General features: G+C 35.5%; 23 protein-coding genes and 1 riboswitch. Of the genes, 8 read left to right on the top strand and 15 right to left on the bottom strand.

Annotated elements, in window-relative coordinates; genetic code table 11:
- Positions 1-52 precede the first annotated feature (52 nt).
- Together MKS83_RS16415 and MKS83_RS16410 are read right to left on the bottom strand one after the other, a co-directional pair.
- A complete protein-coding gene (locus tag MKS83_RS16415; protein ID WP_240580494.1) occupies positions 53-739 on the bottom strand; it encodes a LytR/AlgR family response regulator transcription factor in 687 nt (228 codons plus the stop codon).
- Positions 732-1,742, bottom strand: a complete 1,011-nt coding sequence (locus tag MKS83_RS16410; RefSeq protein WP_240580493.1) for a sensor histidine kinase — start codon at positions 1,740-1,742, stop codon at positions 732-734. Before MKS83_RS16410 ends, MKS83_RS16415 begins: the two co-directional genes overlap by 8 nt.
- 158 nt (positions 1,743-1,900) lie before the next feature.
- On the opposite strand from MKS83_RS16410, the gene MKS83_RS16405 reads away from it, so the two are divergent.
- The 3 genes from MKS83_RS16405 (at position 1,901) to MKS83_RS16395 (ending at position 5,869) form a co-directional block, all read left to right on the top strand.
- Entirely contained in the window at positions 1,901-2,740 is an 840-nt protein-coding gene (locus MKS83_RS16405; protein WP_240580492.1) for a DUF5694 domain-containing protein, read from the top strand.
- An 11-nt stretch (positions 2,741-2,751) separates the two neighbouring features.
- Positions 2,752-3,567, top strand: a complete 816-nt coding sequence (locus MKS83_RS16400; protein ID WP_240580491.1) for a DUF5694 domain-containing protein — start codon at positions 2,752-2,754, stop codon at positions 3,565-3,567.
- Positions 3,568-3,634: 67 nt separating this feature from the next.
- Positions 3,635-5,869, top strand: a complete 2,235-nt coding sequence (locus tag MKS83_RS16395) for an outer membrane beta-barrel family protein (protein WP_240580490.1) — start codon at positions 3,635-3,637, stop codon at positions 5,867-5,869.
- A 64-nt stretch (positions 5,870-5,933) separates the two neighbouring features.
- Here the strand turns inward: MKS83_RS16395 and MKS83_RS16390 are convergent, their stop codons facing one another.
- The 13 genes from MKS83_RS16390 to MKS83_RS16330 form a co-directional block, all read right to left on the bottom strand.
- Complete coding sequence (locus tag MKS83_RS16390; protein WP_240580489.1) at positions 5,934-6,644, bottom strand: HesA/MoeB/ThiF family protein; 711 nt, start codon at positions 6,642-6,644, stop codon at positions 5,934-5,936.
- A 161-nt stretch (positions 6,645-6,805) separates the two neighbouring features.
- Entirely contained in the window at positions 6,806-7,924 is a 1,119-nt protein-coding gene (gene thiH / locus MKS83_RS16385) for a 2-iminoacetate synthase ThiH (RefSeq protein WP_240580488.1), read from the bottom strand.
- A gap of 12 nt (positions 7,925-7,936) precedes the next feature.
- Entirely contained in the window at positions 7,937-8,713 is a 777-nt protein-coding gene (locus tag MKS83_RS16380) for a thiazole synthase (RefSeq protein ID WP_240580487.1), read from the bottom strand.
- Between the two features lie 31 nt (positions 8,714-8,744).
- On the bottom strand, positions 8,745-9,362 hold the full coding sequence (locus MKS83_RS16375) for a thiamine phosphate synthase (protein ID WP_240580486.1): 618 nt from the start codon (positions 9,360-9,362) through the stop codon (positions 8,745-8,747).
- Between the two features lie 81 nt (positions 9,363-9,443).
- Positions 9,444-10,187 carry a hydroxymethylpyrimidine/phosphomethylpyrimidine kinase gene (locus tag MKS83_RS16370; RefSeq protein WP_240580485.1) on the bottom strand — a complete coding sequence of 248 codons (744 nt, stop codon included), beginning with the start codon at positions 10,185-10,187 and terminating at the stop codon, positions 9,444-9,446.
- Complete coding sequence (locus tag MKS83_RS16365) at positions 10,160-10,747, bottom strand: thiamine phosphate synthase (RefSeq protein ID WP_240580484.1); 588 nt, start codon at positions 10,745-10,747, stop codon at positions 10,160-10,162. The genes MKS83_RS16370 and MKS83_RS16365 overlap by 28 nt, the downstream gene beginning before the upstream one ends.
- A 32-nt stretch (positions 10,748-10,779) precedes the next feature.
- Positions 10,780-12,555, bottom strand: coding sequence for a phosphomethylpyrimidine synthase ThiC (gene thiC / locus MKS83_RS16360; protein WP_240580483.1), 1,776 nt, complete (start codon positions 12,553-12,555; stop codon positions 10,780-10,782).
- A 21-nt stretch (positions 12,556-12,576) separates the two neighbouring features.
- A complete protein-coding gene (thiS, locus tag MKS83_RS16355) occupies positions 12,577-12,783 on the bottom strand; it encodes a sulfur carrier protein ThiS (protein WP_240580482.1) in 207 nt (68 codons plus the stop codon).
- A gap of 57 nt (positions 12,784-12,840) precedes the next feature.
- Positions 12,841-12,941: riboswitch (TPP riboswitch) on the bottom strand.
- A 101-nt stretch (positions 12,942-13,042) separates the two neighbouring features.
- Positions 13,043-15,667, bottom strand: coding sequence for a fibronectin type III domain-containing protein (locus MKS83_RS16350; protein WP_240580481.1), 2,625 nt, complete (start codon positions 15,665-15,667; stop codon positions 13,043-13,045).
- A gap of 432 nt (positions 15,668-16,099) precedes the next feature.
- Entirely contained in the window at positions 16,100-16,777 is a 678-nt protein-coding gene (locus MKS83_RS16345) for an RluA family pseudouridine synthase (protein ID WP_240580480.1), read from the bottom strand.
- A 4-nt stretch (positions 16,778-16,781) separates the two neighbouring features.
- A complete protein-coding gene (locus MKS83_RS16340; RefSeq protein ID WP_240580479.1) occupies positions 16,782-17,108 on the bottom strand; it encodes a hypothetical protein in 327 nt (108 codons plus the stop codon).
- A 3-nt stretch (positions 17,109-17,111) separates the two neighbouring features.
- Positions 17,112-17,927, bottom strand: coding sequence for a 3-methyl-2-oxobutanoate hydroxymethyltransferase (gene panB, locus MKS83_RS16335; RefSeq protein ID WP_240580478.1), 816 nt, complete (start codon positions 17,925-17,927; stop codon positions 17,112-17,114).
- Between the two features lie 64 nt (positions 17,928-17,991).
- A complete protein-coding gene (locus MKS83_RS16330; RefSeq protein WP_100377755.1) occupies positions 17,992-18,705 on the bottom strand; it encodes a Crp/Fnr family transcriptional regulator in 714 nt (237 codons plus the stop codon).
- Positions 18,706-18,795: 90 nt separating this feature from the next.
- Here MKS83_RS16330 and MKS83_RS16325 point away from each other — a divergent pair, with 90 nt between their 5' ends.
- The 5 genes from MKS83_RS16325 (at position 18,796) to MKS83_RS16305 (ending at position 24,875) form a co-directional block, all read left to right on the top strand.
- Complete coding sequence (locus MKS83_RS16325) at positions 18,796-21,174, top strand: heavy metal translocating P-type ATPase (protein WP_240580477.1); 2,379 nt, start codon at positions 18,796-18,798, stop codon at positions 21,172-21,174.
- 110 nt (positions 21,175-21,284) lie between these two features.
- The gene (ccoS, locus tag MKS83_RS16320) at positions 21,285-21,503 is read left to right on the top strand and encodes a cbb3-type cytochrome oxidase assembly protein CcoS (protein WP_240580476.1); all 219 of its coding nucleotides are present in this window, start codon (positions 21,285-21,287) and stop codon (positions 21,501-21,503) included.
- 5 nt (positions 21,504-21,508) lie between these two features.
- Positions 21,509-23,770, top strand: a complete 2,262-nt coding sequence (gene ccoN / locus MKS83_RS16315) for a cytochrome-c oxidase, cbb3-type subunit I (protein WP_100377752.1) — start codon at positions 21,509-21,511, stop codon at positions 23,768-23,770.
- Between the two features lie 15 nt (positions 23,771-23,785).
- On the top strand, positions 23,786-23,983 hold the full coding sequence (locus tag MKS83_RS16310; RefSeq protein ID WP_039370054.1) for a cbb3-type cytochrome oxidase subunit 3: 198 nt from the start codon (positions 23,786-23,788) through the stop codon (positions 23,981-23,983).
- 10 nt (positions 23,984-23,993) lie between these two features.
- Positions 23,994-24,875 carry a cbb3-type cytochrome c oxidase N-terminal domain-containing protein gene (locus MKS83_RS16305; protein WP_100377751.1) on the top strand — a complete coding sequence of 294 codons (882 nt, stop codon included), beginning with the start codon at positions 23,994-23,996 and terminating at the stop codon, positions 24,873-24,875.
- Positions 24,876-24,910 lie beyond the last annotated feature (35 nt).

Below are 24,910 nucleotides of genomic sequence, written 5' to 3'. Positions count from 1 at the left end.
TTGTTAGATTTAATTAATCATAGAAAAAGCAACTTCATCTGAAGTTGCTTTTTCACTTTATTTTAGCCAGAAGGTTCATTCTGTAGCTCTCTCCTATCGGGATCTCCTGCTCAGTAAGCAATGTCACTTTTTTGCTGCCTAAATTTTTAATCTGATTTAAATTAAGGATAAAAGATTTATGAATCCTTACAAAAGAATTTTCAGGAAGCTGTAGTTCCATTGATTTCAACGTATCCAAAACAATATATTCCTGTTCTGATGTTCGGATATTGACATAATCTTTGATGCTTTCCACATACAAAATATCTTCAAAATTGATTCTGTGCTGCTGTCCGGATGATTTTACAAAGAAATGAGCATCTTCCTTATTTTCATTGATAACAAAACGCTCCTGTGCCTTTAAAGCACTTTTATAAAACCGTTCAAAGGAAATCGGTTTTAGAAGATAATCAACAATGTTGTGCTCATATCCTTCGAGAGCATATTCGGAGTAAGCTGTTGTTAAAATATATTTCAGCTTATTTCCTAAAATCTTCATGAAATTGATTCCTGTAAGTTCAGGCATTTGAATATCAAGAAAAACCAGATCAGATTCATTATTCTGAATAAACTCTAATGCTTCTATAGGATTTTCGGTAGAGAAAGCCAGCTCAAGAAAAGGAACTTTCTGAACATAACTTTCCAAAAGCGAAATTGCCAAGGGTTCGTCATCTACCACAATACATCTAATCTTATTCATTTCGTAAATCAATTTTTAAATCTACGACAAATTCTGTTTGCGAATCCTTTATATTCAATTCATATTTTTTAGGATAGAGGATTTCCAGTCTCTTTTTAACATTCTCAATTCCGATTCCCGAAACTGAATCTTTCATTCTTTCTTTTTTATAATTTAAAAGATAAAAATGCAAGATTTGATTGTTATCCGAAATTTTCATTAGAAAACCTTTATCACGGAAATCTCCATGTTTGAACGCATTTTCTACAAAAGGAACCAAGATCATTGGTGAGATATTCAATTTAGGATGACTGATATTTTTTTCAAATACTAATAATTCAGGATTTTTGATTCTTAATTTTTCCAAAGCCGTCAAACTATCAATATATCCGATTTCTTTGTCTAAACTGATGAAATCTTTTTCTAAATCTTTTGTACTGTATCGTAATAGCTGGCTCAATTCTTCAAGTGCAGGTAACGCTGTATCCGACTTTTGATAAACCAAAGAATAAATATTATTTAAAGAATTAAAAATAAAATGCGGATTGATTTGTGTTTTTAAAGCCTGTAATTCCGCTGTCTTTCTAGCTTCAATGAGTTCAGATTTTTCCTGTTCTGTCTTAATGGAATATTTAAAAAACCAAAAAGTTGTACTGATGAAAATTGTTGTACTGCTGTAAAAAATATTATCAAAAAAATAAAACACGAAACTTATTCCTTTTTCATAATTTCTGATACCGAAAAACTGAGGTAAAAACATCTCTTCTGCAAAATATCTTACCATCACAAATGCAGCAACGCTAAGAAAAAAAGCAAAAAAGGATTTATACAATTTATCTGCGTCAAAAAACTTCGGAACTACAATAAAATAATTAACATAAAAGCAAGTAATACTTGTAATAAAAAAGGTAATGTTAAAAATCGTATGCTTCGAATGAAAAACAAAATAAGGAACGAGAACAGCACCCGTTACATAAATTACCCAGAAGAAAAGATGTAGATAAAAAAGCTTGCTTATTTTCATACAACAAAAATAGATTTTATAATAAGTCCAAACCTTATTTTTCGACAAATGGTTCATTTTATCCGATGAAAATTGTTTTATCCTACTTCATTCTGCGTTGGTCGAAACAATATTTCACATCAATCATAGGGCTTATAAATTTGTCAAAAATCAATCTCATGAAAACATTGTTATACACGGTTTTAGTTTGTTTATCAACATTCATTTCTGCACAGAAAAAACCATCAGAATATTTCCCAAATCCTAAAACGAAAGTTCTAGTGGTGGGTTCATTCCATTTTGATTATCCTAATCTTGATGCTCACAAAACGGAAAAAAACGATCAGGTCGATGTTTTATCTCCCAAGACTTCACAGGAAGTGGCTGAGCTTGTCAATTACATCAAAAAATTTAAGCCCACAAAGATTGCGATTGAAGCATTTCCGAGCTGGAATGCCAATCAGAAATTAAAAGAATATAAAGAAGGTAAACACACAAATAAAAGAGATGAAAGATACCAAATTGCGATGCGTACAGCGAAAGAATGTAACCTAAATGAATTATATAGCATAGATGCCGAATCTGTTTTGGACGATTTGCAGGAAAGATTCGGAAAGACAGATTCTCTATATTTTAAAAATCTAAGTGCGGATTATGATTTCTTAAGTGATGATGTCATTTCAAAACAGTATAATAGCTTTTTTAAAAGTACAGAGCCTAAAAACTTCAAATCTCTTCTTGAAATGTTCAAATTCATGAACAGTAAAGAATATCATCAGTATGAATATGGCGCCTATTTGAATGGTGATTTTAAGCTAAGAGAACACGATGGCGCGGATATGCTGGCTTTGTACTGGTACAACAGAAACCTTAGAATGTTCAGAAATATTCAGAATATTCCTCATAATTCTGAAGATCGGATCTTAGTAGTGGTTGGAAATGGTCATGCTTCGGTTTTAAGACAGTTATTTACCTCATCACCAGAATTTGATTACATCGAATTTGATTCATTAAAGTAAATAAAATGACTATGAAAAAACTACCCACAATTATTACGTTGTTCTTTTTTTCCGTTTCAGTGACAGCCCAAAAGTTTGAATTTAAAGATAAGTTTGACAACGCTGTTCCTGTGTTGAATGTCGCCACTTTTCATATGGGAGAAACTTCTGATGCCACCAGTACTGAATTTGATGAGCATAATCTCAACAATCAGAATGAAGTTAAAAAAATTGCCCAAATGCTGGCAAAATTTAAACCTACTATTATCATCATTGAAGATCTTCCTAAGAACGACAGTATACGAAATATCGATTATCTTAATTATATAAAAAATCCGGATACAAAGTTTAAGAATCCTGATGAAAGGGAACTTCTTGCTTATGAAGTGGGAAGGTTAAGCGGTGCAAAGAAAATTTACGGAATAGACTATAAAGAAAGCTACAATTATAGAGTTGAAAGACTTGTTTCCCAAAAAGTAGATAAAAAAACCACTGGAGATTACTGGAAACTGGTCGAAGAAAACGAGAAAATAAATCCGGAAGCAGGAATTCCGTTTCAGCAATTATTTCAACTTAATAATCAGCCAAAGTATCTGGAAAGCTTAATCAACATCAATGCGGATATTCTTACATATGTTTCTTCAAAAGGCAAATCTGAAGGAGCAGATGAAGCTGCAAAATTTTACCATCGAAATCTGGTCATGTTTTCTAATTTAAATCAAATTCAAACTGATAAAAACGACAGAATATTTATTTTGATGGGAGGAACCCATACAGCATTCTTCATGGATTTTTTGAGAAGAAGCCCCAAATATGTACTGGAAAACACTCTTGATTATTTAAAATAATCTATTTAATTGAAATAGTTTGTAACAAAATTCACTTTTCTTCGTCAAACTATATATAAATCTCACAATGAAGAAAACTATATTAGCTATTTCACTATTAACTTCCGGGTTCATTTTTGCCCAGGAAAATAAGGAAACTAAAGTAAAAGAAAAAGAAATACAGGAAGTAACACTCATCAAAACTAAAAAAGCCGTTGAACAAAAAGCTGACCGTACGATTTTTGATTTTTCTGAACAGCCTCACCTTAATAACGGAAACGTTTTAGAAGGGATTAAAAAACTTCCGGGATTGGTTTCTACAGACATCGCCGGAATGATGTATCAGGGGAAAGTACTGGATGTCTATTTAAACGGAAGACCTTTAAATATTACTTCAAACGAACTAAATTCCTTCCTTGAAGGAATGCCCGCAAATTCAGTTGACAGAATCGAAGTGATTACGCAACCCGGTGCAGAATTTCCTGCCACTTCCGGTGGCGCGATCATGAATATTATTACGAATAAAAATGCGAATAAATATTTAACAGCAACATATTCAGGAAATTATTCTTTTACGAATTATGATAAATTCAGAAGCAGAACAAGCAATTCTATGAATCTGAATGCCCGAAATAAATTATTCGGATGGCAATTGAATTTTGGCCAGAATTACCGTGAAAGCATGCTGAATACGAATCAGGATAATTTATTGCTGAGCAATACAGACAGAATCGGTCGTGGATATTTTGCAAAATCAGGCTTAACTTTTGATCTTGGACAGGACAGATTACTATTGAACTACGATATTTATCACAATAATAACGATAATTATACTTTGAGTAGTGGGGAAGGAATTGAAACCATTAAAATTCCTAATACAACTCCACAACAATATCAATATAGAGATTTCATATTTGATGCGTCTGATGCAGCCCATACTAATAATGTGAGACAGGAAGCAGTGGTTACTTACCAAAAACGTTTTGCGGATAAAGCTCAAAAACTAGATTTTCAGTTTGGATATACAAAATCTGACAGTAAGTTTGATCAGGATAATATTTTCAGAACAGGAAAATATACAGATAACAATCAAGCGATTTCAATTGTCGGAGGAAATGTTCTAAATAACCAATCTGACATGAGAATCGCTAATTTCAAAGTTGACTATTCTCAACCTATCAAAATTTTAGATGGCGGAAAAGTAAGCTTAGGAGGTTTATATGAAAATCAGGATTTTGATACGGAAAGTAAGGGTTTAACCAATTTAGAATACAAAAGACAGACAACTTCAACCTATCTGGAATTTCAGGCTAAACTTAAAAAGTTTGATTTCATCTTAGGAACGCGCGCCGAAAACTACGATATTTCGGGAGTTACAAGAGTTATTGACAGCACGAATTCGGTTATTCAGAAGGATTTAATTCCTTTCAATAAATTTAAATTATTCCCGAATGCAAGTGTTCAGTATAATTTAATGAATCAGGTCTATGTAGCCGCGAATTATAATAAGAAGATCAGCTTACCGAGTATTTCCGCACTGAATCCAAATAACACAACATTCCAGGGACCCAATACACAGGTTACAGGTAACCCAAATCTACAGCCGACAATTTTTGATAATTATGAATTGAAAATTTCAGCATTCGATTATGCTTTCATTGGATACAGCGTAAGTTCTGCGAAAAATCAGGTTGCGCAGATCATCAGAAAAGACGGAAAAAATCTTTACAATGAACAGGTGAATATTTCAGACATGAAAATTCATAATTTTAATCTCGGATTACCGGTTCCGTTTATGATTTTCAGCAAACCTCTGAGTGAGATTATGAAGTTTAATTTTAATCCTGATAAAATTAATTTCATGTATCTATATGCGGGTTATCAAAAACATGATATTGATAACCTAAATAATAAAGGTTTTTGGATCTTCAATGTAATGGCTCAGGTCATTTTACCGAAAGACATTAAATTGACTGCAAATTACAGTTATTTAACTCCAAAAGCAGGATATTTTTACTTTACTGCAGAAAAGCCATTCAATAATAATGTTGATATCACTTTAACAAAGAAATTTATGGATAATCGTCTGACGGTTTCTGTTTTTGCGAATGATATTTTCAACGGACAGGTGATGCAGGTACGTTCGAACCCTCCCGGAGGAGGCGAAAGTGTTATTTTGAGAAATAAATATGACACCAGAAACTTCGGATTATCAATTAATTATAAAATTCCTACAAAAAATAAACTGGCAAAAGAAGATGCCAATATTTTAAATCAAACCAAAAAAGAAGAAAATACAGGAGTAATGCAGCAAGGACAATAATTAAAGCATACCTAAAGAACGAGTCAGCAAATATTTGCTGACTCGCTCTCTTTAACAATATAATTTAGAAATCAACCGTCTGAAATCTCCATTCCAGCGTATCAATTAATGTGAGTTGATTCAATTGTAAAGGTAAATCCGTTATTATTTTTAAGGTCAGATTGGCCATCATACTTCCTACAATTCCTGGTAATGCACCCAAAACTCCCAGGCTGTCGCAATCCGGAAGATTTTCATCGAAAGGAGGTTCAGGGAAAATATCTCGCAAATTTTTACTTCCGTTATAATTAAAAATCGCAACCTGTCCTGAAAAACCAAGAATACTTCCGTACACTAAAGACTTTTCCAATTTTACACAAATATCATTAACTAAATATCTCGTTTTAAAATTATCCGAACCATCAACTACCACATCAAATTGGGAAATAATGTCTTCTACATTTGACTCATCAATTTTTTCTTCAATGGAAATAAATTTCACCTGCTTATTTAAATTTTTCACAAATTCTTCAGCACTTTTCACTTTAGAAATTCCGACAGAATTTTCATTATGAATAGTCTGTCGGTTCAAATTATGCAATTCAACTTCATCGAAATCTGATACTCCTAACTTACCTACTCCTGCTGCTGCCAAATACTGAATAACCGGACTTCCTAATCCTCCTGCTCCAATAACGAGCACTTTAGCATTCCTGATTTTCCGCTGACCTTCCAAACCTATTTCTTCAATAAAAATCTGCCGACTGTATCTTGCAAAAACATCTTCGTTTTTCATTTTATATTTTTGATTTATTTGAACTATTAAGATTTTATTTAGAAGTGAAGAAAAATTAAGTATTCACAAGTAAATAAAATAAGCTGAGCGCTAAAAATATTTTCAACTATTTTCTTAATTATACTTAACTCCTTCATGTATTCTTAATGGTTTAAATACCTTTAAACTCCACTATAAACAGCATCCCAATCTTTCATAATCGGATCATAGCCTGCTTTTTTAATGATTTTTTTTATTTCATCCATACTTCTTTCATCACTGGTCTCAAATTGTTCTAAAGATTCTTTATCAACCGCATATCCTCCCGGATTGGTTTTTGAAGCCGCGCTCATTGCCGTTGCTCCCAGTGATATGATATGATCCCTGAACTTTTCATTTTCCCGGGTTGAAATAGAAATTTCCAACTCTTCATTCCAAATTCTGTAAGCACAGATCAATTGGAGTAAATCCTTGTCTGACATGATGAAATTGGGCTCAATAATTCCTTCAGCCGGTCGAAGCCTTGGAAAAGAAACTGAATATCTGCTCTTCCAGTATTGCTTCTGAAGATAATCAATATGAAGGGCATTGAAAAAACTGTCAACCCTCCAGTCTTCAAGACCTAATAAAACGCCCAATCCCATTTTATGAATTCCGGCTTTCCCAATTCTATCCGGAGTTTCCAGACGAAAATTGAAGTTTGATTTTTTTCCTTTCGGATGATATTCTTTATAGACTTCCTGATGATAAGTTTCCTGATAAACCAAAACCGCATTTACACCCGCTTCATGCAACCGCAGATACTCTTCCTCAGATAAAGGCTGAACTTCTATTGAGATGTTGGCAAAATGAGGTTTTAATAATTTCACAGCATTCAGAAAGTATTCAATTCCGACAGTTTTATTCGCTTCCCCACTTACCAGCAATACATGATTCACTCCCATTGATTTTAAAACCGTCGCTTCAATCATCAATTCTGTATCAGTCAGCGTTTTTCTCTTAATGGAATTATCTAAGCTAAAACCGCAATAAGTACATATATTCTGGCATTCATTACTGAGATACAACGGAGCGTACAGCTGAATCGTTTTTCCGAAACGTTTTTGAGTAAGCTGTTGAGTCATTTTTGCCATTATTTCCAACTTCTGAGCGGCAACAGGTGAAAGAAAATTCAGAAAGTCTTCGATTGTTTTATTCTTTTTTTGAAGGCTTCTTTCAACATCGGCTAAAGTTACTTTTTCAAGTTTTGCTTTAATTTCATCCCATTGATAGCTTTCAAAAAAATCTTTAAAACTTTTCATAAAAATTAATTTTTAATCAAACAAAAAGGAAGTCAACGGACTTGAAGCTTCTGCATGTTGCGCAATTGCTCCTAAACCACCTTCAAAAGCTCTTCTTCCGGCAATTACACCCTCTTTAAAAGCTAATCCCATATTTACCGGATTTCCTGCAACTGCTATTGCTGTATTTACCAACACGGCATCCGCTCCCATTTCCATTGCTTTTGCCGCATCAGAAGGCGCTCCGATTCCCGCATCTACTACAACAGGAACATTGCTTTGGCTGATAATAATTTCTAAAAAGTCTAAGGTTTTCAGTCCTTTATTGGTCCCAATTGGCGCTCCTAAAGGCATTACCACTGCAGTTCCTGCATCTTCAAGACGTTTACACAAAACAGGATCAGCATGGATATATGGCATCACAACAAACCCCAATTTTGCCAATTCTTCTGTAGCATATAAAGTCTCAATTGGATCAGGCAATAAATATTTTGGATCGGGATGAATTTCCAGTTTTACCCAATTGGTTTCCAAAGCTTCTCTTGCCAATTGTGCCGCCAAAACTGCCTCTTTAGCCGTTCTTGCTCCTGATGTATTGGGCAAAAGATGAGCTTTTGTAGGTTTTAATGCACTCAGTAAATCATCTTCTGAGGATTGCGAATCAATACGTTTTAAAGCCATTGTTACCATTTCACTGCCCGAAGCAATGATGGAATCGGTCATTTCTAAAAGGTTCCCGAATTTCCCTGTTCCTAAAAACAATCTTGATTCGAAAGTTCTGTCTGCAATTATTAGCGGTTGATTTTTCATCTGATTTTTATTTTTCTAAGTTCATTTATAATCATAACTGAAGGACTGTTTTAAATTCACTGATTACCGAGGGTTGATTCGTAATTTGTCCTGAAACGGCGACCCCATAAATTCCGATTTGCTGTAATAATTCGATGTCGTTTAAAACAACTCCGCCAATTGCAAATATTTTCGGAATTTCTAAAGATCTTTCTTTTAAGTTTTCAATGATCTTCTGATATCCTTCAAATCCTAAAATAGGACTTAGCTGTTCTTTAGTGGAAGTAAATCGTAAAGGTCCTAAACCAATGTAATCACACGGCTCATTCATTCGCTGGAGAACATCCGAAATTGTGTTTGCTGTTCCTCCAATGGTTTTATGATTTCCTAACATATGCCTCGCAGTTTCAATCGAAGTATCTTTCAAACCCAAATGAACACCATCGGCATCAAGATCTTTTGCAATCTGAACATGATCGTTTATTATGCAAACCGAATGATAATCTGAACATAATTTTTTCGAAATCTCACAAAGCCTTATGAATTCCTGCTCCGGAGCATTCTTCCAGCGAACTTGAATCCATTGTGTTCCATTGTCAAGAGCTTTTCGGATATTCAGCTCCTGATCTTCTATGGTAAAGCCCTGAGAGATGTATTGTAATTTTTCCATTTTTTATTTTTTAACGCTAAGAGCGCTAAGATTTTTTAATTACTACTGTTTTTAAGTTCACAAAGGCGTTTCATCATAATTTTAAGAGTGAAATCCCAATAAAGAAGAATTACTTGTTAAAAATTGTTCAATGTATTGTTTTCCTTTTCTACAGGCTGTTTCTAAATTTTCACCTTTTGCTAAATGGCTTACAATTGCAGAAGAAAGCACGCAACCCGAGCCATGTTTTGGATAAAAATCGGAAACCGTATCATTGGGTTCAATAGATATTTCTTTCCTGTTTTGAATTAAAATATCTGTTCCTAATTTGTCTTTTCTGTGACCTCCTTTAATTAAAACTGAGCACTGTTTTTCAAGGTTTTTAAAAAGATGATTCTCTTGTAAAACCTTGTATTCATCATAATTTGGAGTAGTTAAATCAATCTGTTTCAAAGGACTTCTTAATTGCGAAATTGTATTGAGATCAAAAAAAGAAAACTCGGAAGTACTTTTTAACACAGGATCCCAAACAATTTTGGTTTCGGAATTATTTAATTTAATCCTAGTAATAATTTCATTTAAATACCCCACATTTTTTACCACCCCGATTTTCACGGCTTCAATGGGGTAGCTTTTCATTAAAACATCAATTTCCAATACAATTTCTGTTATCGGCCTCCATTGAAGATTAAAAAACTGTAATTCCGTCTGTAAGGTCATTGCCGTACAAATTCCCAATCCCTGAACTTTTAATTGCTCCATCGTCTTTATATCTGCCAGCAAGCCGGCTCCACCACTTGGATCAAAGCCTGCAATACTCATTGCGAAAGGGCGTTTTGTCTGCATTTTTTGAAAATTTGTATTGGTTTATTATTTTCCCAAATTGCTCCTAATAAAGCCAGTCCGTCAATATCATTATTAAAAACTTCATGAATATTACTTTCATCAATCCCTCCCAAAGCAATCAGTTTCACTTTTGAATTCTCCCGTCTTATAATATCATTTAAAATAATTGAATTTTCTCCGTACCCCTTTTTAGAAATACTCGGAAAAACCGGACTGACAAATGCGTATTCCCATTCGTTACCCAATCCATTGAAAGTTTCAATATCATGCACAGAAGTTGAAATAATTTTATCCTTAAATGATTGATGCAAACCATTCTGCCTGTCAATTCCCCTGAAATGAAGTCTTGAAATCTTAAAATCTTTCGCTAAGTCATAATGACTGTGCAAAACCAGTTGAGAATGAAATGCAGAATCTATCTTTTGAATAAAATCCGCCATTTCTTCTAAGCTGATAAAGGGCTTTCTGATATGCAGCAAATCCAATCCTTCCTGAAATAATTCATTGATCAATTCAGTTTCGTTTTGAATAATTTCTTCGGGAGTGATTACGACGATCATATATAAATTTCCTTTCCTTTTTCAATGAATTCCTATGATTTATCAAGCATTCCTTTTTCTGCAGATTCACGGATTTCCTGTGTAATCTTCATGGAACAGAATTTAGGTCCGCACATTGAACAGAAGTGCGCAATTTTGGCTCCGTCCGCAGGAAGCGTTTCATCGTGGTAAGATCTTGCCGTATCCGGATCTAGTGAAAGATTAAACTGATCTTCCCATCTGAACTCAAATCTTGCTTTACTTAGTGCATTGTCTCTGTACTGCACTCCGGGGTGTCCTTTCGCCAAATCAGCAGCATGAGCAGCCAATTTATAAGTAATCACTCCAACTTTTACATCTTCTTTATTGGGCAGTCCTAAATGTTCTTTCGGGGTTACATAACACAGCATCGCACATCCGAACCATCCAATCATTGCAGCTCCGATTCCCGAAGTGATGTGATCATAACCCGGCGCAATATCCGTAGTCAATGGACCTAAAGTGTAAAATGGTGCTTCATGACATTCTTCCAGCTGTTTATCCATATTTTCTTTGATCATATGCATCGGAACGTGACCGGGACCTTCAATCATCACCTGAACGTTATGTTTCCATGCAATTTTTGTAAGCTCTCCTAAAGTTTCCAATTCTGCAAACTGTGCTTCGTCATTGGCATCAGCAATTGATCCCGGACGAAGACCATCTCCCAAAGAAAATGCAACATCATATTTTTTCATGATTTCGCAGATCTCTTCGAAGTGGGTATATAAAAAGTTTTCTTTATGATGGTATAAACACCATTTTGCCATAATAGATCCCCCTCTGGAAACAATTCCAGTCACACGTTTTGCGGTTAAATGAATATATCTCAGTAAAACACCGGCGTGGATCGTGAAATAAGAAACCCCTTGTTCTGCCTGCTCAATCAAGGTATCTTTAAAAATTTCCCAGGTCAGTTCTTCTGCAACTCCCTTTACTTTTTCCAATGCCTGATAAATCGGAACCGTCCCGATCGGAACCGGGCTGTTTCTGATGATCCATTCTCTGGTTTCATGAATATTTTTTCCTGTTGATAAGTCCATGATCGTATCTGCACCCCATCGGCAAGCCCAGACTGCTTTTTCAACTTCCTCTTCAATGCTTGATGAAACCGCACTGTTTCCGATGTTGGCATTAATTTTAACCAAGAAATTTCGTCCGATAATCATTGGTTCACTTTCGGGGTGGTTAATGTTATTCGGAATAATTGCTCTTCCGGCTGCAATTTCATCTCTTACAAATTCAGGAGTGATCTTATTTTTAGGAGTTTTTGCTCCAAAGCTATTCCCCTGATGCTGAAAGGCCATATCTTTTGAAACAGAATCCAACTGCTCAATTCTTTGGTTCTCTCTAATGGCAATGTATTCCATTTCAGGAGTGATAATTCCCTGTTTTGCATAGTATAACTGGGTAACTTCGTGTCCTTCTTTAGCCACTTTCGGTTTGTGGTTATAAGAAAAACGCAGTTCGTCTAATTTTGAATCAGCAAGACGGGCTTTTCCGTATTCAGAAGTAATTCCATCAAGAATTTCGACATCATTTCTGTCTAAAATCCATTGTTCCCTGATTCTTGGAAGTCCTTTTTCGATATTGATTTCAGAATTTTCATCCGTATAAGGCCCCGATGTATCGTAAACTGTAACGGATGGATTGTGTTCTAAAGCTCCGTTGGACAATTTTGTCGGGCTTAGTTCTATTTCACGCATTGCTACATTAATCGGGTGAATTTTCCCTTCAACATAGATTTTTTTTGAGTTCGGAAACGGCGAACGTGTAATGTTATGAGCCATATAATGATGTTTTTATAAAGATTAACCGCCTTGAGTAGCAGTGATAATTAAAATTGAATCTTTGTTGCTGAGAAATGTTTCCGACCAGAACGGCTGCGGAATAATGCGATTGTTGAGTGCTACGGCAATACCTTTCCGTTTTTGGGGTATTTCAATAGCAAGTAATGCTTCCAGTGTTTCAGGAAGTACATCAAAAGTTCTGAGTGTGTGATTGATTGTGAGCTCCATTCCTAAATTTTTAAATATACTTTAGGAATGCCCGCCATTGTACAGTAGAATGTACAGCAAAGTCATCTCACTTTTCCCTACGCTAGTATGATCTAGAAATCAGGTTCAAAGGGTAAAATCTCAGCCTGTTTTATCAACAGACACCCCTAAAGTTGAAACGAAGGTAGACATTTTTTTGAAATGAGCAAAATTTTGTCTTTTGAAAATAAAAAAGAGCGATGAATAAACACCGCTCTTATTTAAATATTTGTTTTGTTTTTTATTTCTTAATCACCTTAATGGACTGGTGAGTGCCATCTTTCATTTCTAAAGTCAAAATATAAAGTCCTGCCGAAATGTCTTGTAAATTTATAGAAGATTGAGGATTATTTATCGTTCTAATTAACTTACCTGAAACATCTATTACTTTAACAGTTCTCACCAATTCAGATTTGTTAATATTGATGATTTCTGTAAACGGATTTGGATGAACTTTTACATTTTCTTTAGCTTCTGCCTCGGAAGTTCCCAAGCAAGTAGAATCCACTGTTGCAGTTACCATAGTTCTTGCAGATTCACATTTTGTGCTCACTTTCCAATTATAGAAATAATAATAGTAAGAAGAGCTTGCTCCACTCGTATACGCAGATGTAATTGAAATGACACCTGGTAATGTATAAGGATATGTAAATCCTGAACTGCTTTCTCTTACAAGATAAGTAAGACCTGTTTGCGCTGTAACAACCAATCTATATCCCGTACCTGCCGGAACCGGAAAATCTAAGTTAATTGTATTAAGCACTCCTGCAGATGTTACATTCACATTGACCGTTTTAGTCTGAAGAACAGTTCCTGCAGAATTTTTTAATGCAATAGTAAGCGTTCCTGTTGAAGAGCTTCCCATAGGATAAACATCAACTGTTTGAATAGTAGTATTTGTTAAAGCATTGAATACTAAACCCACATCACTCCATCCATTATTTCCTGTAGTAGAAACCGGCGTGTCTTTCCCTACATAAGCTGTTGATCCTGTTGAGGCCGTTACCCAATAATTTGTTGTCGTTGTTAATAAAGGTGTTGTAAAAGAAGCCCCAGTTCCAACCTGATTCCCTGCTGTAGCAGCATCATACCAGGTAATATCAGCTCCTGTATCAGCTGTTGCTGTTAAAGTAGCTGTTCCACTTCCACAAACATTAGCTCCTGTCGTTGCTGTGATAGCGGGTGGTTGACATAAGGTAGAAAATTGTACAGCTACCTGAGTCCATGAGCTAAAATCACCATTCCCGCAATTGGATCTTACCCAAACATAATATGGAGTAGCCGGTGTTAAATAACTAATTGTAGCCGATGTCGTAGCCGACGATACAGAATTTGAAGAATTCAGTACCGTAGAACTGTTTGGAGCTGTGCCTGATGTGCTGTAATATACATTATATCCTCCTGATGGAATCGGTGAAGCTGCCGTCCAAGAAACCTGTGTAGTAGTTGCCGCAATAGCAGAAACCGCAACATTGGAAGGCGGAAAACAAGTCGGTGCTACTTCCCAATATACATCATCCCAATAATATGATTTACTGTCTGTTGCGTTTTTAATCGCCAATCTTGCATTCGCAGGTACAGTATTAGGTACAGCTACTGTATATTCCGCATCGGTGGAAGTAAAGGTGGTATTGTTTATGGTAAGCGTCTGAAGAGTTACAAATGTAGAAGCATCCGCAGCATTCGTCACATAACCTACCGTTAAAGCTCCCCCTGTCCCGGAACTTATTCTTGCCTTGAATCTCAACCAATTAGTTCCAGCATTAATATTACTGAATACAGGTAAGACAACAATTACCGGGTTCTGAGATGATGTAGCATACTGGTAAATATTATTAGGAGTGGAAGCCGGTGTGGTTGTACTAACTGTTTGAGATCCTGCCGATGTAGCAGGAACAATACGATCCCAACAGCTTGGAACAACGCTTCCTGTAGCCGTAGTATCGAAATTTTCAAACATGATGGTTGTTGGAGCACATAATGTTTTAAATGTATATGGTCCTTTCCATACACTATTACCATTGGTTCCTCCACAAGCAGCTCTTACATAAAATTCATAATTCGTATTTGGATTAAGAGTTGAAGGGTTTAAAGTAGTAGTTGTAGCAGTACTATATGTTGTAGGAACTCCACTTCCAGCCGGTTGTATTGCATAATTCCAAGAAGTTTCGGTTCCACCAGCGGTCCAGCTGATAGCCGCTCCATTTGTTGTAACTCCTGTAATGGTAGTATTGGTTGGCGCAGGACAAGTGACAACATAATCAAATCCAATATAAGGTCTTCTTGAATTAGTTGATGTCAAAGAAGTTGGTAAAGTTCCTGTGGTATTATTACTGTATTTCGTTTCATTGCCTGTAGTAGAGCCACTTACACATGGGCTTGTAAATTCATAAGACCATGTGATTGCATTATTTGCTGTTGGATTATTATATTCCAGAAAAATTGCTAAATTTTGGGTTCCGGAATAAGTAAAATTAGTAGTAAAAGGAATCTGTTTCCATCCTCCACCTGTTCCGATTAACGAGGCCGGATTTCCATTATAAACCAATGTAGCCCCTGTAGAAGCAGTTGTCCAGTCTAATGCCCCTGATCCCCAGTCCAAATTAGATACTTCCTTAAGATATATCTTAAAATTAGGAGTTCCCAACATACCTCCGGCATTTCCAGCTCCGGTATGGAAATACATACTTGTCAGTACTTGAGAAGTTATTCCTGCTAGCTGAGAAGCAGGATAAATTGCAGTAAGTCTACTTGTGGAATTTGCGGTCGCTGTTGAGTACATGGGTCCATAAGTATTACTTTGCGTTGTACTTGGTAATCCTGAGCAATAAGAATTTGTCCAAAGCTGGGCGAACGAGAGTTGCATAAAGAATATTAAGCAAAAGGACAGCAAAAAATGCCATCTCAGAATGGATGGATTCTTATCAGTAGAATCGAAAAAGTAGTTAATTTTTACCATATATTAAACTTTAAAATCACAGTCTAAATATATGTATTTTCATTAAAATTAATCAATAAATATAATTTAATTATCAAAAATAACTCACAAACATTGATCTATTCATAATAAACAAGGATTAAATATATTTTTTAGAAAATAGGTTAAACCTTTTATCACATCTAAAGCTCATCGCTTATAACTCCCAAAAAATAGGATAATTATCTTAAAATTAAAGAAGTAAATAAAAAGCAATGAAGCTTTCAATAAAAAAGGAAGCCATATCAGTTTTGATATGACTTATTTTTTTACAATTGTATATTCATCCCTGAAGATGAAAATTTATGGTTTTGAAATAGTTTAATCCTCACAAGCCCTCCAAACCGCATCATTTTGTGGAACGGGAGCAATAATTTCTATCTTTTCCTTAGTAACAGGATGAATAAATTCCAGTTTTCTGGCATGAAGGTTAATTCCTCCGTCTGAATTTGAACGAGGTGAACCGTATTTTAAATCTCCTTTAATTGGAGTTCCGATTTTTGACAGCTGAGCACGGATCTGATGATGTCTTCCTGTTTCCAGATCGATTTCCAGTAAAAGATAATTGTCTAATGTTTTAATTACATTATACGTAAGAATTGCTTCTTTTGCTCCATCAGTAGCTTTTGGGAAAACAATAGCTTTATTATTCTTTTCATTTTTTTTTAGATAATGCACCAACCTCTGAGATTTCGGAATCATTTCTTTTGCCACAACTGCCCAATACGTTTTCTCGACCTCTCTATTTTTAACCATTTGAGTCAGACGAGATAGAGCTTTGGAAGTTTTAGCATAAATCACCAAACCTGAAGTCGGTCTGTCGATACGATGAACTAAACCGAGGAAAACATTCCCCGGTTTATCATCTCTTTTTTTTATAAAGTCTTTGATTAATTCTAATAATGATTCATCACCGGTCTTATCTCCCTGTACAAGCTGTCCGACTTTTTTATTAACCACCAAAATATGGTTGTCTTCATAAACAATCTGTTCCTTCATAGATTTACTGACGATAAGTAGGCCTGTTTACGATGGAAAGAATAATGCCTCCTAAAAGACCAATTGTTTTAATCGATTCTAATTTTGTTCCTAATGGAATAAATAAACCTCCCAGTACACAAATGGCCGCTGCAACATACATTGCATAGACAAAATTCTTATTGCTCAGAAAAGGTGCCTGAAGAAAAAAGCTGATTCCTATTAAAACATAAAAAACTTTTCGTGAAAGTAAGCTATTGATTTCCGGAGAAAAGAAATTAAACCATCCCGCCGCAAGACAAACCAGAGCAATAATGGATAAAATTCCTTGGGTAGACTGTTGGTTTCTCATGAATTAATAACTTTCATTTTCATTAGGGAAATCCTGACTCTTCACATCTTTTACAAATTCAGCAACTGCTCCTGTAATTTCTGTATATAAATCAAGATATCTTCTTAAAAATTTCGGACTGAAACCTTTGTTCATTCCAACCATATCGTGGTATACTAAAACCTGTCCGTCACAGTGAGGGCCGGCTCCTATTCCGATTGTCGGGATAGAAATTGATTCTGTTACTTTCTTAGCAAGCTCAGCCGGAATTTTCTCCAGCACAACAGAAAAACATCCCAATTCTTCCAAAAGCAGGGCATCAGCAATCAGTTTTTCAGCTTCAGCTTCTTCTTTAGCTCTTACTTTATAGGTTCCGAATTTATAAATAGACTGTGGTGTCAATCCAAGATGTCCCATCACCGGAATTCCTGCATTGATAATTTTTTTAATAGATTTTGAGATTTCCTTACCTCCTTCAATTTTCACAGCATGTGCACCACCTTCTTTCATCATCCTAACCGCAGATTCCAATGCTTTTTCGGGATTACTCTGATAAGTTCCGAAAGGCAAATCCGCAACAACCAAAGCTCTGTCGGTTCCTCTCACAACACTTTGAGAATGATAAATCATCTGATCTAAAGTAATAGGCAGTGTTGTTTCAAAGCCTGCCATTACATTGGCTGCAGAATCCCCTATCAAAACCGCATCTATACCTCCTGCATCTACCATTTTTGCAGTCGTGAAATCGTACGCCGTCAGCATTGTTATTTTTTCCTTGTCGAATTTCATTTTACGCAAGGTTTCAGTGGTAACTTTTTTAATCTCAGAATGAACAGACATAATGTATCTATTTTTTTAAAGTTAAAAAGTCGGCCTTCAGCCGACTTAAAGTTTCGTATGATTTTTATAAAACTACGTGACCTAGTTTCATTAATTTGTCGTGGTTAAGAATCTTGATATTTCTCCCGTCTACTTCGATAAGACTATCTTGTTTAAACTCGGAAATCAAACGGATGGCGCTTTCTGTTGCCGTTCCGATAATGTTTGCAATTTCTTCTCTTGTTAAAGAAATCTTGATAAATCCTTCCGGATCTACCCCTAATTTTTGCTCAAGAAGCAATAATATTTCTGCTAGTCTTTCTCTCACTGTTTTCTGAGCCAGGAAAGTGATGGTGTTGGAAGACTCTCCTAATTCGTAAGAAATTTTTTGAAGCATCACAAATGAAAGCTGAGAATCAACCTCCAAGAGGTGCATGAAAACATCTGAAGGAAGGAAAGTACACTCAACATCTGTCATAGCTTCAGCTTTTGCCTGAAAATTCTCGCCACAAAGCAGAGCACGATACCCGATGATATCGCCTTCTTTTATAAATCTTAAAATCTGGTCTTTTCCAAAAGCTCCTGATTTAGATAGTTTAGCAGCACCTTTTTCCAAAACATATACTCCTTTTGGGATTTCTCCGTCTTCGAAAATGATGTCATGCTTTTGAAAACTCATTTTTTTCTTTGCGCTAATGTATTTCTCAAAATCTGCATTAGAAAGTCTTTCTTTGAATGATTTATCATTAAAAACTCTGGCAAATCTTTCTTCAATAGCGAGCTGTTGTTCCTGCGGCATTTTAATATGACATTTATCACAAAAATAGAACTTTTTAACTCGATAAACAAAAAAAATTGTTATAATTTTGTGCTTCAATAATTTATGAAGGTGAGCGAGAACTGTTTTCATTGTGGTCAAGGGATAGAAAAGGAACAAATTCTGTTTGACGAAAAAGTCTTTTGTTGCAACGGCTGCAAATCTGTCTACGAAATTCTGAATACCAATAATTTAAGTAATTTCTACGAACTGAATAAGAGAGCCGGAATTCGTCCAAGTGATGAAAACTCCACTCAGTTTGATTATTTAGACACTCCTGAAATTTTTGATAAGATCACCGATTTTTCGGAAGGAGGAACAAGTCTGGTCACATTCAAAATCCCGGTAATCCACTGTTCATCTTGCATTTGGCTATTGGAAAGCCTTCATACTTTAAATAAAAACATTAAGTATTCTCAGGTTAATTTCACCAGAAAGACCTTACAGATCTCTTTCAACCATAACGAATTAAAATTAAGCGAATTAGCTAACTTTTTAACCAATTTAGGATACAAACCTGTCATTAGCCTTGAAACGGCAGACAAAAACGTTGATCATCTCGACAAATCCCTATTGGTAAAATTTGCGATTGCAGCTTTTGCTTTTGGTAATGGGATGTTTTTAGCCTTCCCGGAATATGTAGGCGGAGAAGATTATTGGATGGATCATTACAAAGGTCTTTTCAGAACCCTGATGTGCCTTTTGGCCGTTCCTGTTGTATTCTATTCTGCGTCTGACTATTATAAATCGGCTTGGTATGGATTAAAAAATAAAATTGTCAACATTGATGTTCCTATCGTTTTGGGAATTATTGTTCTTTTCGGACGAAGTGTTTATGAGATCGTAACCGATTACGGACCTGGATATTTCGACACCTTATGTGGACTTTTATTCTTCATGCTTTTAGGTAAAATCTTTCAGAAAAGAACTTACAATGCTCTTTCCTATGATAGAGATTACAAATCTTTTTATCCCATTGCTGTAACGAAAGTTGATTTTGAAGGCAAACAGGATAATATTCTTCTTTCTGAAATAAAAATCGGTGACAGAATTTTGGTTAGAAACCAGGAAATCATTCCCGTTGATGCTATTCTAATTAACGGTGAAGGAAATATTGACAACAGCTTCATCACAGGAGAAAGTGCAACCATCAGTAAACAGCCCGGAGATAAAATTTTTGCCGGAGGAAAGCAGATTGGATCCTCTCTGGAACTGGAAGTCATAAAAAATGTCGACCAAAGTTATCTGACCCAGCTTTGGAATAAAGAAGCTTTTAAAAAGCACGAGACAGGTCTTGATACACTAACCAACAACATCAGTAAATATTTTACATTCATTATTTTAGGAATTGCATTACTCTCAGGAATTTACTGGGCAACTGTTGATTTGGAAAAAATGTTCCAGGTAATTTCTGCCATTCTAATCATCGCTTGTCCATGCGCACTTGCCTTATCCGCTCCATTCACTTTCGGACACATTATGAGGATTTTAGGTCGAAATAAATTCTATGTAAAAGATACCTTAACGATAGAAAAAATCGCAAAACTGGACACGATTGTTTTTGATAAAACAGGAACCATTACCCACAGAAAAAAATCGAATATCAAATATGAAGGTTCTGAGATTCAAGATTTTGATTTACAAAACATTAAAACCTTATTAAAGAATTCCAACCACCCGCTTTCAAAGTCTTTGTATGAATTTATTGAAATTAATGATGACTATTTCCCTGTTGAAAATTTCATGGAAATTTCCGGGAAAGGATATGAAGCGAACGTAAGAGGAAATATCTATAAAATCGGTTCAGCAAGCTATAACAATCAGGAGTCTAAAAATTTAGAGACCGCCGTTTATATCAGTAAAAATGATGAATTCTTAGGGAAGTTTATCTTCAAAAACGAATACCGACCGGGACTTGCCAATCTATTCAAAAAGCTTACAGGCTATAAAATCTTTATCTTAAGTGGTGATAATTCTTCTGAAGAGAGTCAGCTTAAAAAGCTGATTCCTAATTATCAGGGAATAGCATTCAACCAAAACCCTGAAGACAAACTGAATTATATCAAAACCTTACAGGATAAAAACCTAAAAGTAGCGATGCTGGGAGACGGACTGAATGATGCAGGAGCATTAAAACAAAGTAATGTAGGAATCGCCATTGCTGACGACACCAACAGCTTTACTCCATCTTCCGATGTGATCATGAATGGTGAAAAAGTGGTTACTTTAGACAAATACCTGAATGTATGCAAAGGTTCGATCACTATTGTGAAAATGACATTTATAATCAGTTTTCTTTATAATGTTATCGGTTTAAGTTACGCAGTTACAGGACATATGCATCCGCTTTTCGCTGCATTGATTATGCCTGCCAGTTCTATCACCGTGGTTTCGTTTACCACACTTTCGACCTGGATTTTAGGAAGAAAATATTTCAAAAAACAGGCGTAAAAGAGGCTTATTTAGACTGATTTTAAATTAACCAAAACCCGTATTTCGTGATGAATGTCATTATTTTTCACTAAATTTGAACCCCGAAAATAGGTTAATTTTGTTGTCAAATGGATATTCTATATTTAATGATCCTATGCAGTGTTTCTTTAGCTGCGATTTTCTTGGTCGTATTTATAGTGTATGCCAAAAAAGGGCAGTTTGAAGATGACGAATCTCCTGCTGTCAGAATTCTTTTTGATGATGAAGTCAAAGAAGAAGAAATTGGCAACAAAGAAACAGACAAAAAAGAAATAGGAAATAATAAAATTGAAGAAAAAAGTGAATAGTTGATATGGAGACACAAAAGTTTAGTTATGACAATAGCATTGTCCGTGCATTCCTCTACGCGACCATAGTATTTGGTCTTATTGGATTCACGTTCGGGCTTACGGCAGCATTAATGCTTTTCTACCCTGAACTTCCCGAATTTTTATTCGGAACAGATGACACAACAATTAAAAGTTTGGCATCGGGGAACATTCAAGGGTTAATAAACACTCATGGTGCGTTCGGATTTGGTAGAATCAGAATGTTGCACACAAACACAGTAATCTTTGCATTCGTATGTAATATCGTTTATACAGGTATTTATTACTCATTACAGAGATTATTAAAAACAAGAATGTACAGTGATACATTATCTTGGTTACATTTCTGGACTTGGCAGTTTATGATTGTTGCTACGTTCGTTACTTTCTTTATGGGGATCAACACCTCTAAAGAATATGCAGAACACGAATGGCCAATCGATATCTTAATTGCATTCTCTTGGATTATTTTCGGAGCCAATATGTTCTTAACTATTGCAAAAAGAAGAGTAAGACACCTGTATGTAGCGATTTGGTTCTACATCGGTACTTGGATTGCAGTAGCCATGCTTCACATCTTCAATAACCTGGAAGTTCCTTTATCTTTCACAGGATGGAAATCATATTCAGCGTATGCAGGGGTAAAAGATGCTATCGTACAATGGTGGTATGGTCACAATGCAGTAGCATTCGTATTGACAACTCCGGTTTTAGGTTTGATGTATTATTTCTTACCAAAAGCTGCAGATAGACCTGTTTTTTCTTATAAATTGTCTATTATTCACTTCTGGTCATTAATTTTCGTATATATCTGGGCTGGTCCTCACCACCTTCAATATACTGCACTTCCGGCTTGGGCACAGGCAGTGGGAACAGGCTTCTCAATTATGCTAATTGCACCATCTTGGGGAGGTATGCTAAATGGTCTTCTTACCTTAAGAGGAGCTTGGGATAAAGTAAGAGAAAATCCTATTCTAAAATTCTTCGTTGTAGCAGTTACTTGTTATGGTATGGCAACGTTCGAAGGTCCGCTTTTGGCAACTAAAAACATTAATAAAATTGGTCACTTCACAGACTGGGTAATTGGTCACGTACATTTGGGAGCACTTGGATGGAATGGTTTCATGGCATTCGGGGTTATCTACTACTTGGTTCCAATCATGTGGAGAACAAAAATTTGGTCTGTAAAATTAGCTAACTGGCATTTCTGGTTAGGAACTTTAGGAATTATTTTCTATGCAGTACCAATGTATATTTCAGGATTTACTCAGGGATTGATGTGGAAACAATTCAATCCGGACGGAACTTTATTGTGGAAAAACTGGTTGGATACCGTAACTGCAATTATTCCTTACTTTAAAATGAGATTCTTAGGAGGAGCATTCTATATTTCAGGAGCTATCCTAATGATTATAAACGTTGTTGCTACTGTAAGAAAAGGATCATTCCAGAAAGAAGTTCCTGCAGAGGCACCAGCTTTGGCCAACATCAGCAAAAACAGAAAAGAAGGAGAAGGAACTCACCTTTGGTTGGAAAGAACACCGGTATTATTAGGTATTCTATCTTTCATCACGATCTCAATTGGTAGTTCAGTGGAAATTATTCCTACGCTGTCTCTTAAGAAAAGTGTACCTACCATTTCTGCCGTGAAACCTTATTCTCCGCTAGAATTAGAAGGTAGAGATATTTATATCAGAGAAGGATGTAACGCTTGTCACTCACAGATGGTAAGACCATTCAGAGATGAGATCGTAAGATTCAACGGTAAAAACGGACAATACTCAAAAGCTGGAGAGTTTGTATATGACAGACCATTCCTTTGGGGATCGAAAAGAACAGGACCGGATTTACATAGAGAAGGAGGTAAAAACCCAAGTTCTTGGCACTATAAACATATGTATAACCCAAGATCTACGTCTGCAGGTTCTATCATGCCTCGTTACCCTTGGTTAATTGCTACAGATTTAGACAGATCTAAAATGGTCGCTAAAATGCAGCTTATGAAAGGAACATTTGATGTACCTTATACAAAAGCTGAAATTGATTCTGCAAACTCTTGGGCAGATAACCAGGCTAAGAAAATTGTAAAAGATATCTTCTCTGAAGCCAATGACCTGAAACAGGAATATGCAAAGAGACCTGATGTAAAACTGGAGAAAAAAGAAGTTGTAGCTCTTATCTCTTATTTACAAAGATTAGGTACAGATATTAAGACAACTGAAATTAAAACAGCAAGTAATAACTAAAATGTTAAAAAGTCTATGATTCCTCAGAACTTTAAAGATATATTATCCAATACAGAAAATGCTGGTTTTTACCAGACACTGGCTCTGATTTTCTTTATACTGTTCTTCGTAGCTTTGATCATATATGTTTTTAGCAGACCTAAAAAATATTACAAAGAAGAAGAAGAGGCTCCTCTGCAGGATGATGAAGATGATTTTAATTTAAAAAATTAAACTATTTATTATGAAACAAAGAACACCGGTTGTTGTAAACATTTTAATAATAATTGGACTTCTAATAGTTTTTTATTATTTGTTTGTACAAAGCTACTCGTTTTTAACGTCTCCTTATTTCTGGGGAACTGTAGTCATAAGTGCAATCTTGGCTTACATTCACAGTGCAATTGGAGATTTAATTGAAAATAATAAATTCAAAAAACTATCTGCAGAAGAAAAAGCAGCATACTTAGCAGAAAAGAAAATTCCTTTCTTGAGAAGAATGTATGATGCGGCTTTCAAAAAGCAATCTGATACAGAAGAAAAAGATATCCTTATCGACCACGGTTTCGACGGAATCATGGAGTTGGATAATCAATTACCAAAATGGTGGGTAGGTTTATTCTATTTTGGGACTGCTTTTTGTATTGTATATGTTGCAGCATTCTCTTTTACCGATTTCGCTCACCCGTTAAGCGAATATGAAAAAGAATATAAAGAGCAAATGGCAGCTATTGAAATTTATAATGCAAGCCAGCCTCCAGTAACGATTGAGACAGCAAAATATTCAGCTGATAATATTGCAGAAGGTAAAGAATTATTCAAAACCAACTGTGCATCTTGTCACAAAGAAGATGGTAGTGGTGGTATCGGGCCGAACCTGACAGATAACTTCTGGATCAACCAGCCGGAGAAAACATTATTCAAAAACGTTTTCCATATGGACTGGAACGGTTCTCCTAACAACCCTACGATGAGACCATTCGGTAAAAACGGAGAAGTTTCTGGTGCTGAAATTGAAAAGATTGCAGCGTATGTATATCACATCAATCAGGAAATGCCTCCAGTAACACCTGCTCAGGGTGGAGCTGCTCCTCAGGGAACAGAAGCTCACTGGGAAAAAGAATAATTTTAAAAAAAATTAAGTCATATGAAAAACATAAT

Origin of the sequence: Chryseobacterium sp. Y16C, assembly GCF_022488405.1 — a bacterium.
Classification (GTDB): Bacteria; Bacteroidota; Bacteroidia; order Flavobacteriales; family Weeksellaceae; genus Chryseobacterium; species Chryseobacterium geocarposphaerae.
The sequence above is the reverse complement of the archived record's forward strand: the minus strand, read 5'-3'. Positions and strand labels throughout refer to the sequence as shown.

What these genes read in the sequence shown, in the direction of transcription:
- ccoN (WP_100377752.1), top strand. Translation starts at nt 21,509, where the DNA reads ATGGAGACACAAAAGTTTAGTTATGACAATAGCATTGTCCGTGCATTC.
- MKS83_RS16390 (WP_240580489.1), bottom strand. Translation starts at nt 6,644, where the DNA reads ATGAAAAACGAAGATGTTTTTGCAAGATACAGTCGGCAGATTTTTATT.
- MKS83_RS16330 (WP_100377755.1), bottom strand. Translation starts at nt 18,705, where the DNA reads ATGCCGCAGGAACAACAGCTCGCTATTGAAGAAAGATTTGCCAGAGTT.
- thiS (WP_240580482.1), bottom strand. Translation starts at nt 12,783, where the DNA reads ATGGAGCTCACAATCAATCACACACTCAGAACTTTTGATGTACTTCCT.
- MKS83_RS16415 (WP_240580494.1), bottom strand. Translation starts at nt 739, where the DNA reads ATGAATAAGATTAGATGTATTGTGGTAGATGACGAACCCTTGGCAATT.
- MKS83_RS16370 (WP_240580485.1), bottom strand. Translation starts at nt 10,187, where the DNA reads ATGCAGACAAAACGCCCTTTCGCAATGAGTATTGCAGGCTTTGATCCA.
- thiH (WP_240580488.1), bottom strand. Translation starts at nt 7,924, where the DNA reads ATGAAAAGTTTTAAAGATTTTTTTGAAAGCTATCAATGGGATGAAATT.
- MKS83_RS16400 (WP_240580491.1), top strand. Translation starts at nt 2,752, where the DNA reads ATGAAAAAACTACCCACAATTATTACGTTGTTCTTTTTTTCCGTTTCA.
- MKS83_RS16310 (WP_039370054.1), top strand. Translation starts at nt 23,786, where the DNA reads ATGATTCCTCAGAACTTTAAAGATATATTATCCAATACAGAAAATGCT.
- MKS83_RS16340 (WP_240580479.1), bottom strand. Translation starts at nt 17,108, where the DNA reads ATGAGAAACCAACAGTCTACCCAAGGAATTTTATCCATTATTGCTCTG.
- panB (WP_240580478.1), bottom strand. Translation starts at nt 17,927, where the DNA reads ATGTCTGTTCATTCTGAGATTAAAAAAGTTACCACTGAAACCTTGCGT.
- ccoS (WP_240580476.1), top strand. Translation starts at nt 21,285, where the DNA reads ATGGATATTCTATATTTAATGATCCTATGCAGTGTTTCTTTAGCTGCG.
- MKS83_RS16305 (WP_100377751.1), top strand. Translation starts at nt 23,994, where the DNA reads ATGAAACAAAGAACACCGGTTGTTGTAAACATTTTAATAATAATTGGA.
- MKS83_RS16405 (WP_240580492.1), top strand. Translation starts at nt 1,901, where the DNA reads ATGAAAACATTGTTATACACGGTTTTAGTTTGTTTATCAACATTCATT.
- MKS83_RS16375 (WP_240580486.1), bottom strand. Translation starts at nt 9,362, where the DNA reads ATGGAAAAATTACAATACATCTCTCAGGGCTTTACCATAGAAGATCAG.
- MKS83_RS16345 (WP_240580480.1), bottom strand. Translation starts at nt 16,777, where the DNA reads ATGAAGGAACAGATTGTTTATGAAGACAACCATATTTTGGTGGTTAAT.
- MKS83_RS16380 (WP_240580487.1), bottom strand. Translation starts at nt 8,713, where the DNA reads ATGAAAAATCAACCGCTAATAATTGCAGACAGAACTTTCGAATCAAGA.
- MKS83_RS16395 (WP_240580490.1), top strand. Translation starts at nt 3,635, where the DNA reads ATGAAGAAAACTATATTAGCTATTTCACTATTAACTTCCGGGTTCATT.
- MKS83_RS16350 (WP_240580481.1), bottom strand. Translation starts at nt 15,667, where the DNA reads ATGCAACTCTCGTTCGCCCAGCTTTGGACAAATTCTTATTGCTCAGGA.
- MKS83_RS16410 (WP_240580493.1), bottom strand. Translation starts at nt 1,742, where the DNA reads ATGAAAATAAGCAAGCTTTTTTATCTACATCTTTTCTTCTGGGTAATT.
- MKS83_RS16365 (WP_240580484.1), bottom strand. Translation starts at nt 10,747, where the DNA reads ATGATCGTCGTAATCACTCCCGAAGAAATTATTCAAAACGAAACTGAA.
- thiC (WP_240580483.1), bottom strand. Translation starts at nt 12,555, where the DNA reads ATGGCTCATAACATTACACGTTCGCCGTTTCCGAACTCAAAAAAAATC.